Here is a 7,653-nt window from a genome sequence, read left to right on the forward strand (position 1 = left end):
CATCGCCGATCTGCGCAGCCTCGGCGTCGAAACGAAACACATCCTGCGCACGCACGCAGGCCGCCTTGGCACCTTTTTCCTCGAACATGGTGCCAATCAACGCGGCGGCAATGTCATCTATGACCGCGACGGCTCCGCTGTGGCCATCACACCCGCATCCGCCTATGACTGGGACGCCATCTTCTCCGGCTGCGAATGGTTCGTGATCTCCGGCATCACGCCCGCCATTTCCCGCAACGCCGCCGAAGTGGCGCTCTTCGCCGTGCAGGAAGCCGCCCGCCGTCAGATCAAAGTCGTGTGCGACATGAACTACCGCACCAAGCTTTGGCACTGGGACCCGCCGCTCGCCCCCCGTGAACTCGCCACGCGCACCATGAAGTCGCTCCTGCCTTTCGTGAACGTCTTCGTCGGCGGCATCAGCGATGCCACCGCCATGCTCGGCATCAATCACACCGGCGATCTGGACTCCTTGGCGCAGCAGATCATCGCCCAGTTCCCCAATCTCACCCATGCCGCCTTCACCCTGCGGGATGGCAGCACCTCCGCCGCGCAATGCTTCAGCGGTGCGCTCTACGAAGCCGCAACGAACACGCTGCACACCGCTCCGAGCTACACCATCACCCAGATCATCGACCGCCTCGGTGCTGGAGACGCCTTCACCGCCGGACTCGTCTTCTCCTTCCTCCAAAACTCCGCTCCGCAAACAGCCATCGCCTTCGCCACCGCCGCCGGTTGCCTCGCCCACTCCATCGAAGGCGACTACAACTACAGCACCCGCACCGAAATCGAAACCCTCATGCAAGGCGACGGCGGCGGCCGCGTCAGCCGTTAATCTTATTCTACCATCATATGTCCAACTCTGTCACAACAGCTCCTCCCACCACCCCTGACCGCTGGTCCCTTGAATCCTGGTTCACCGCTTTCGGCAGCTCTGAATACACCGAGTTCAAAGCCGCGCTCGTGCGTGATGTCGAAGAACTCAAGACACAAGCCGCCGCGCTGAGCAATGACACCATCGAGATGGCCCGTGTCATCAATGCGCTGGAATCCTTGAGTGATCGCCTCGGCCACCTCTCCGCCTACCTCGGCTGCCTGTCCGCAGACGATGCGAATGACGAAGCCGTAAAAGCCGATGAAGCCTGGATTTCGACGCTCGATGCTGAAAGCACCAAGCTCATGGCCTCCCTCCGCTCGGCTCTCGCTGCTTTGAGCGACGACGCATTCGACGTGCTGCTTGCCGACCCTTCTCTGAAGAATGCCGAGCATGCCGTGAAGCGCATGCGCCATGAAGGCCAGCATCAGATGAAATCCGAGATGGAGGCGCTGGCCGCCGATCTCAATGTGAACGGCCTGCATGCCTGGGGACGCCTCTATGACACCCTGACCGGCAAGATGGAGTTTGAGATGACCTTTCCAGATGGCCACAAAGAAATCGTACCCATGTCGCGCCGCCGTGCGCTGATGTCCGAACCCGACCGCAAATTGCGCGAAGCCTCCTTCAACGACGGGCAGAAGCCCTTCAATGATCATGCGGTCACCCTTGCCGCAGGCTTGAATGGAATCGCAGGCACACGCCTCAGTCTCTACGGCCGTCGTGGCCTGCCACACTTCCTCGACTCGCCGCTGTTCGATGGCGCGATGAGCCGCAAATCGCTCGATGCGATGTTGGAAGCCATCCACACCCACATTGATCTCCCTCGTCGTGCTTTGAGAAAAGCCGCAAAGCTCCAAGGAACATCCGCCTTGCATTACTTCGATCTCGAAGCACCGCAGATCGCCGCGCCGGATGAGAAAGAACTCACCTGGGACGAAGCCTGCGCCACGGTCGATCACGCCTTCAGCTCCGCTTATCCCAAGCTCGGCGAATACTTCCGCGAGATGCTCGCCAAGCGCTGGATCGAGTCACAGCCCCGCGCAGGAAAACGCCCCGGCGCATTCTGTACCGGCTCACAGCTCAAGCACGAAGAGCGTGTGTACATGACCTTCCACTGCACCGTGCATGACATGGTCACCCTCGCGCATGAAGTCGGTCACGCGTGGCACTCCTGCGTGCTGCGCCCCGCGCGTTCCTTTGCTGCGAACTACCCGATGACGCTCGCTGAAACAGCGTCGAATTTTGGCGAGATGATCCTGCTCAACGGTCTCATGACCAATCCTGGCATCACCGAGGCCACCAAGGCCTACCTGCTCGATCAAGAAATGCTCCGTGCGCACGCCTACCTCATCAACATCCCGATGCGGTACGAGTTTGAAAAAGCCTTTTACACCGAGCGTGCCAGCGGCGAGGTGAGCGTCAGCCGCCTCAGTGCACTCATGAACGAAGCGCAGCGAAAACTCTACGGCGACACGCTGCTCGATGGCGGCACCGATCCGATGTTCTGGGCCTCCAAGATGCACTTCTTCATCAGCGGCATCTCCTTCTACAACTTCCCCTACGTCTTCGGCTACCTTCTCAGCCAGGCCCTGTTTGCACGCTTCAAAGCCGAAGGCCCATCCTTTCTGCCACGCTACGAGGCATTCCTCTCCATGACCGGCAGCGCCACCTGCGAGGACGTGGTGATGCGCAGCCTCGGCGAAGACATCACCCAGCCCGAGTTCTGGGCCACGGCTCTGAAAGCCATTGAACCCACGCTGTCGGCCTACGAAGCGCTGAAGTGAGCGCAAAGTCTTTGATAGCTGGCATCCATATCATTCGTGGTAGTGGGCTTATGAAGCCTGCCCCCGTTTCCCGCCGTCACTTTCTCCACGCCGCCCTCGCCGGTGGCGCGGTCAGCCAGAGCCAGGTCATGGCGGCAGGCACCCCCGCTGCCAAAGACGGCATGTTTGCCGAACCTGCCCACGAGATCCCCCTCGCAAACGACGCCGACGTGATCGTCTGCGGTGCCGGTCCTGCCGGCGTCACAGCAGCCATCACCGCTGCACGCGCAGGCGCAAAGGTGCGTTTGTTTGAATGGCGCGGCTGCCTCGGTGGCATCTGGACTGCAGGCCTGCTCGGCTACTTCCTCGACTTCAACAAACCCGGCTTCGCCAAAGAGCTGCGCGACAAGCTTGATGCCCGCGGCGCGCGCGCAAACTCCACCAGCACCAGCCGCTTCTGCTACGACCCCGAAGCGCTCAAACTCCTGCTTGAAGAACTCTGCGTGGAGGCCGGTGTGAAGTTTCAATACCACACCAAAGTGTGCGCCGCATTCCGCGAAGGAAATCGCCTCACCACCATCGTCACCGAGTCCAAATCCGGTCGTCAGGCATGGAAAGCTCCCGTGTTCATCGACACCACCGGCGATGGCGATCTCGGCTTCCAAGCGGGCTGCGCCTTCGAAATCGGCGAAGCCGCCGAATGCCCCTGCCAGCCCCTGTCACTCAATGCGCTGCTGGTCGTGAAAGATGTCGAGCAACTGCGCGACTTCGTGCGCTTTGGCCAGCCACTGCCGGGTGAAAATAAGGACGGTGAAAAGAAAAAGCGCATCAAAGACGCCATCGTCAGCACCGGCCATTTCCCCTCCTACGCTGGTGCCACTCTCTGGCACGTGAGCGGAAATCTCGTCTTTGCGATGATGAATCAGGAGTTCGGCATCAAGCCCTGGGACGCCGCCGAGATCACCACCGCCACCGTGCGTGCTCGTGCGGAAATGAATCTCATGGTCACAGGCCTGCGCAGTCTCGGTGGCCCATGGGAGGGCATTCAAGTCGTCGCCACCGCAGAACAAATCGGCGTGCGCGACGGCCGCCGCATCGTCGGCCGCTATGTCGTCAACAAAGAAGACCTCATCAAAGGCGCACGCTATGACGACGCCGTGGTGCGTGCCACCTTCAGCGTGGACATCCACGCCACGACTGCCGAACACAATCAAAAAGCGGCGACGCATTCCACCGGCATCAAAGTGAAACCCTACGACATCCCGCTGCGCGCCTTGATCGCCAAAGAGGTCGATGGCCTCATGATGGCCGGTCGCTGCATCAGCGGCGACTTCATCGCTCACGCGAGCTACCGCGTGACCGGCAATGCCGTCGGCATGGGCGAAGGCGCGGGCGTCATTGCCGCCCTCGCCGCCACTTCAAAGCGCATGCCCCACGAAGTCCCCTGGAGCGAAGGCGAAGCCAAGCTGAAGGCGATGGGACAGCGCGTGTAGTACAGTAGCCCTCTCGCTCCGCGAGAGGAGCCCAGCGCTCCGCAACCTGCTGCGACTTGATGATAGGTGAAGTGCCGTGCGTTCACCGTCACCCCACGCCCCGCACACTCGGCCCATCCACCCACTTCGGCGGGGTCATGATCTGCCGTGGCACCACCGGCACACCGTGCTCATGCTGTGAAAGCTGGGTGACGATCAAATCGACCGCCGCCGCCGCCAGATGTTCCCGCTGCTGATAGATGCCCGCAAATTCCTGCATCTTGGGCGTCCAGTCATGCACCACAAAGCCGATGTCCTGCGGCACACGCAGCCCCAGCCGCCGCAGCCAGTTGGGCACATGCGTGTCAAAGGTGATCAGCGCATCCGGCTCATGCTCGCGCATCCATTTGGCAAAAGCGTCGAAGCCCTTGCTGATGTCGTTGTGCGGAAAGAGCAGCAGCGGTACCCGGTCCGCAGGCGGCAGACTCTGCTGCCAGTGAAACAAGCCGCCGCTGTAGCCAAACTGCGAGCGGTTCACGATCCACTTCGTCACCGCCACACCGATGCGTTTGTAACCACGCGCGCTGAGCTGATCCGCAGCCATGTGAATGCCCAGCGTCATGTTTCCCGCACACATGTGCAGTGCCGGGCTGCTCATCGCATTGCCAAAAGTCACCGCAGCAAAGGGCGAGAAGTCCATCTTGCTGCACGGCAGTTGCATGCTCTGCGGCGACACGATCACTCCCTCAATGCCACGCGCATGCAGGATCTTTTGCAACCGCTTCGGCGTCAGCCCGTCCTTGCCCAGCCAGAACTCCTCCACCGCATAGCCATGCCCATGCGCACGACTGCGGATGTCATCAATCGGTACGTATTGGTACGAAGGGCCCAGCAAGCCATCCTGCGGCACATGCTCGCGAATCACCGCGATCACTGCCCGCACGCGCTGCTGTTTCTTGCCACGCACCACCTGCATCATGCGCGCCAGATGCGGATCCGGCTGGTAGTTCAGCCGCTTCGCCTCCTTCAGCACCTGCTCACGCTTCTCAGCGGAAACCTTCGGCGCTCCCCGCAGCACCCGCGACACCGTCATCAACGAAACCCCCGTCGCACGGGCGATGTCCTTGAGAGTGGGCGCGGCGGTTGTTGGCATGGTATTAAATGGCAGCCAGAGCTACAAATCCGCCAGCGTCGCCTTCAGCAGCTTCCAGAACTTTTGCGCCGACGAAATGCTGGCGCATTCTTTTTCGGAATGAGCCTCGTGGATGTTCGGGCCAAAGGAGATCATGTCGAGATCCGGATAAGCGATGCTGATGACACCGCACTCCAGTCCCGCATGGCAGGCACCCACCTGGACCTCATGCCCAAAGAGATCGAGATAGATCTTCTTCATCTTCTCCAAGACAGGAGAGTCAGCACTCGGACTCCAGCCGGGATACGGATCACCCGATTTGACTTCGGCACCCATCAGTTCAAACGGCGCACGAAAGGCGCGGGAAACATCCACCTTGCTCGACTCCACGGAGCTTCGCTGCAGACTGCTCCACTCCGCCTTGCCATTGCCCAGCGCGATGGTGGAGAAATTAGAGGACGCCTCCACCAGTCCGGGCACCACAGGACTCATGCGAAACACGCCATTCACCACGGCCTGCATGGCCAGGACGAGAGACTTCTGATGTTCTGCACCCATGACTCCAACCTCTCCGCCATCCACCTCAACAGGTGTTGCGGCGATGCTCAGCCCGGGTTCAATCAGGTGAAACTCTTCACGAATACCCGCAGCTTCGCGCTCGAAGCTTTCCGCAAATCGAGCCTCATCCAAAATCACCACCTGCGCCACGCACTGCGCTGGAATGGCGTTGCGCGCGCTGCCACCACGCATCGTCGAAAGCGCCACCACATCTTCACCGCACGCGCTCAGAAGCCGCGCCATGAGCTTGATCGCGTTCCCACGTCCTTCATGGATTTGCAGCCCTGAATGACCTCCTCTCAGTCCGGAGATTTGGATCGCGACCACCGGCGCAGCGGAGGCTTGTGCCACCTCGGTGTATTCATAGCGGCCCAGCGTGTCGATGCCACCCGCGCAGCCTATGGTGAAAGTGTCATCCTCCTCGGAGTCGAGATTCAGCATGGTTTTGCCCGTCAGCAGCCCCGGCTGCAGCCCCAGGGCACCGCCCATGCCTTGCTCTTCATCCAAGGTGAAAAGCGCTTCAATGGGTGGATGCGACAAATCCTTCGCAGCCAGCACCGCCAAAATCGCCGCAACACCGAGCCCATTGTCCGCGCCGAGTGTGGTGCCACGCGCCCGCACCCAGTCGCCATCCACCCACATGTCGATGCCCTGCTTGTCGAAATCAAATTTCACTCCATCTCCGGCCTTGTGCACCATGTCCAGATGCGCCTGCATGATCACCGCTGGGCGCTCCTGCCGGTCCGGAGACGCTGGCTTTTTGATGATCACATTACCGGCGCTGTCAAGCTGTGCCGCAAGGCCGTAGCGCGAGGCGAATCCCAGCACAAATCCCACCACCCGCTCCTCCCGCTTGGACGGGCGCGGCACCGCATTGAGATCAGCAAAACAGTTCCAGAGAGCCTTGGGTTCGAGGGAGCGGAGATCAGAGGTGGGCATAAAGGGGATACGATGGGAGATGAAATTAGGCTGTGGGGGATGCGGTGACACTTCAAGCGAGTTCGGCTGTGAAATCGTCGGGTGGTATCATAACACTGTATGAGCAGAATCCACGGCGAAATGTCACTGCACCATGCGTTGGTCTGATGATGATTCTCCGCCAGCTTTGCATTCTTCTTTTACTTGCCATCGCTCATGCGCGTGCCGCAGAGCCCTTTGGCGAACCTCACCGCAACTGGCAGGGGATCCCCGGACTCGAACGCACCGCCAGCGGGCGCGTATTTGCATCCTGGTTCACTGGCGGTCCGAAGGAGCCGTCCCCGGAGAATATCGTGCTGCTTTGCTACAGCGATGATCAAGCGCAGACCTTCACGCCACCGCAAGCCATGGCTGAGCCAAAGAACGGCACCCGCTGCTTTGACCCCACCTTGTGGATCGATCCCAAAGGCCGCCTCTGGTACATCTTCAATCGCGGCAACAAAGACACCGCCGTGCATGATGTCCACGCACGCATCTGCGACAATCCCGACGCCACGCCGCCGGTCTTCGGTCCCGAGTTCCGCGTGGGCTATCAAAGCCCTTATGCTTTCCGCATGAACAAGCCCACCGTGCTTTCCTCCGGCGAATGGATCATGCCCGTCACACACGCCACCGAGCCGATCCACTCCTGGTTCGCCGGGCCGAAGCAGCTTCAAGGCGTTGGCATATCCACGGATGAAGGCAAAACCTGGCAGCTCCACGGCGCCCTCAATGCTCCCGAATGGGCGCTGGAGTGCATGATCACCGAACTCAAAGACGGCCGCCTCTGGCTGCTCACCCGCACGGGCGGCGGCTTCCTGTGGGAGAGCCATTCGTCAGACAAAGGCCGCACCTGGACCGATGCGAAAGCCAGCACCATCCCAAATCCCGGCTCCC

6 protein-coding genes are annotated in these 7,653 nt (G+C 60.8%); 4 read left to right on the forward strand and 2 right to left on the reverse strand.

What is annotated here, in order from left to right; all coding sequences use genetic code 11:
- From PSV43_RS01465 to PSV43_RS01475, 3 genes are all read left to right on the forward strand, one after another.
- The coding region (locus PSV43_RS01465; RefSeq protein WP_300192945.1) for a sugar kinase at positions 1-832 on the forward strand (832 nt) is incomplete at its 5' end.
- A gap of 17 nt (positions 833-849) precedes the next feature.
- Entirely contained in the window at positions 850-2,658 is a 1,809-nt protein-coding gene (locus PSV43_RS01470) for a M3 family oligoendopeptidase (protein WP_300192947.1), read from the forward strand.
- 50 nt (positions 2,659-2,708) lie between these two features.
- A complete protein-coding gene (locus tag PSV43_RS01475; protein WP_300192949.1) occupies positions 2,709-4,130 on the forward strand; it encodes an FAD-dependent oxidoreductase in 1,422 nt (473 codons plus the stop codon).
- Positions 4,131-4,218: 88 nt separating this feature from the next.
- Here the strand turns inward: PSV43_RS01475 and PSV43_RS01480 are convergent, their stop codons facing one another.
- Positions 4,219-5,262 (reverse strand): LacI family DNA-binding transcriptional regulator, encoded by a 1,044-nt coding sequence (locus PSV43_RS01480; protein ID WP_300192951.1) that lies wholly within the window; start codon positions 5,260-5,262, stop codon positions 4,219-4,221.
- A 21-nt stretch (positions 5,263-5,283) separates the two neighbouring features.
- Positions 5,284-6,738 (reverse strand): beta-Ala-His dipeptidase, encoded by a 1,455-nt coding sequence (gene pepD, locus PSV43_RS01485; RefSeq protein ID WP_300192953.1) that lies wholly within the window; start codon positions 6,736-6,738, stop codon positions 5,284-5,286.
- A gap of 146 nt (positions 6,739-6,884) precedes the next feature.
- Here pepD and PSV43_RS01490 point away from each other — a divergent pair.
- Positions 6,885-7,653: sialidase family protein (locus PSV43_RS01490; protein ID WP_300192955.1), on the forward strand; the 769-nt coding region annotated here is incomplete at its 3' end.

Origin of the sequence: Prosthecobacter sp. (genome assembly GCF_029946185.1) — a bacterium.
Lineage (GTDB): Bacteria > Verrucomicrobiota > Verrucomicrobiia > Verrucomicrobiales > Verrucomicrobiaceae > Prosthecobacter.

Coding starts and splice junctions, on each gene's coding strand:
- PSV43_RS01470 (WP_300192947.1), top strand. CDS start 850: ATGTCCAACTCTGTCACAACAGCTCCTCCCACCACCCCTGACCGCTGG.
- PSV43_RS01475 (WP_300192949.1), top strand. CDS start 2,709: ATGAAGCCTGCCCCCGTTTCCCGCCGTCACTTTCTCCACGCCGCCCTC.
- PSV43_RS01480 (WP_300192951.1), bottom strand. CDS start 5,262: ATGCCAACAACCGCCGCGCCCACTCTCAAGGACATCGCCCGTGCGACG.
- pepD (WP_300192953.1), bottom strand. CDS start 6,738: ATGCCCACCTCTGATCTCCGCTCCCTCGAACCCAAGGCTCTCTGGAAC.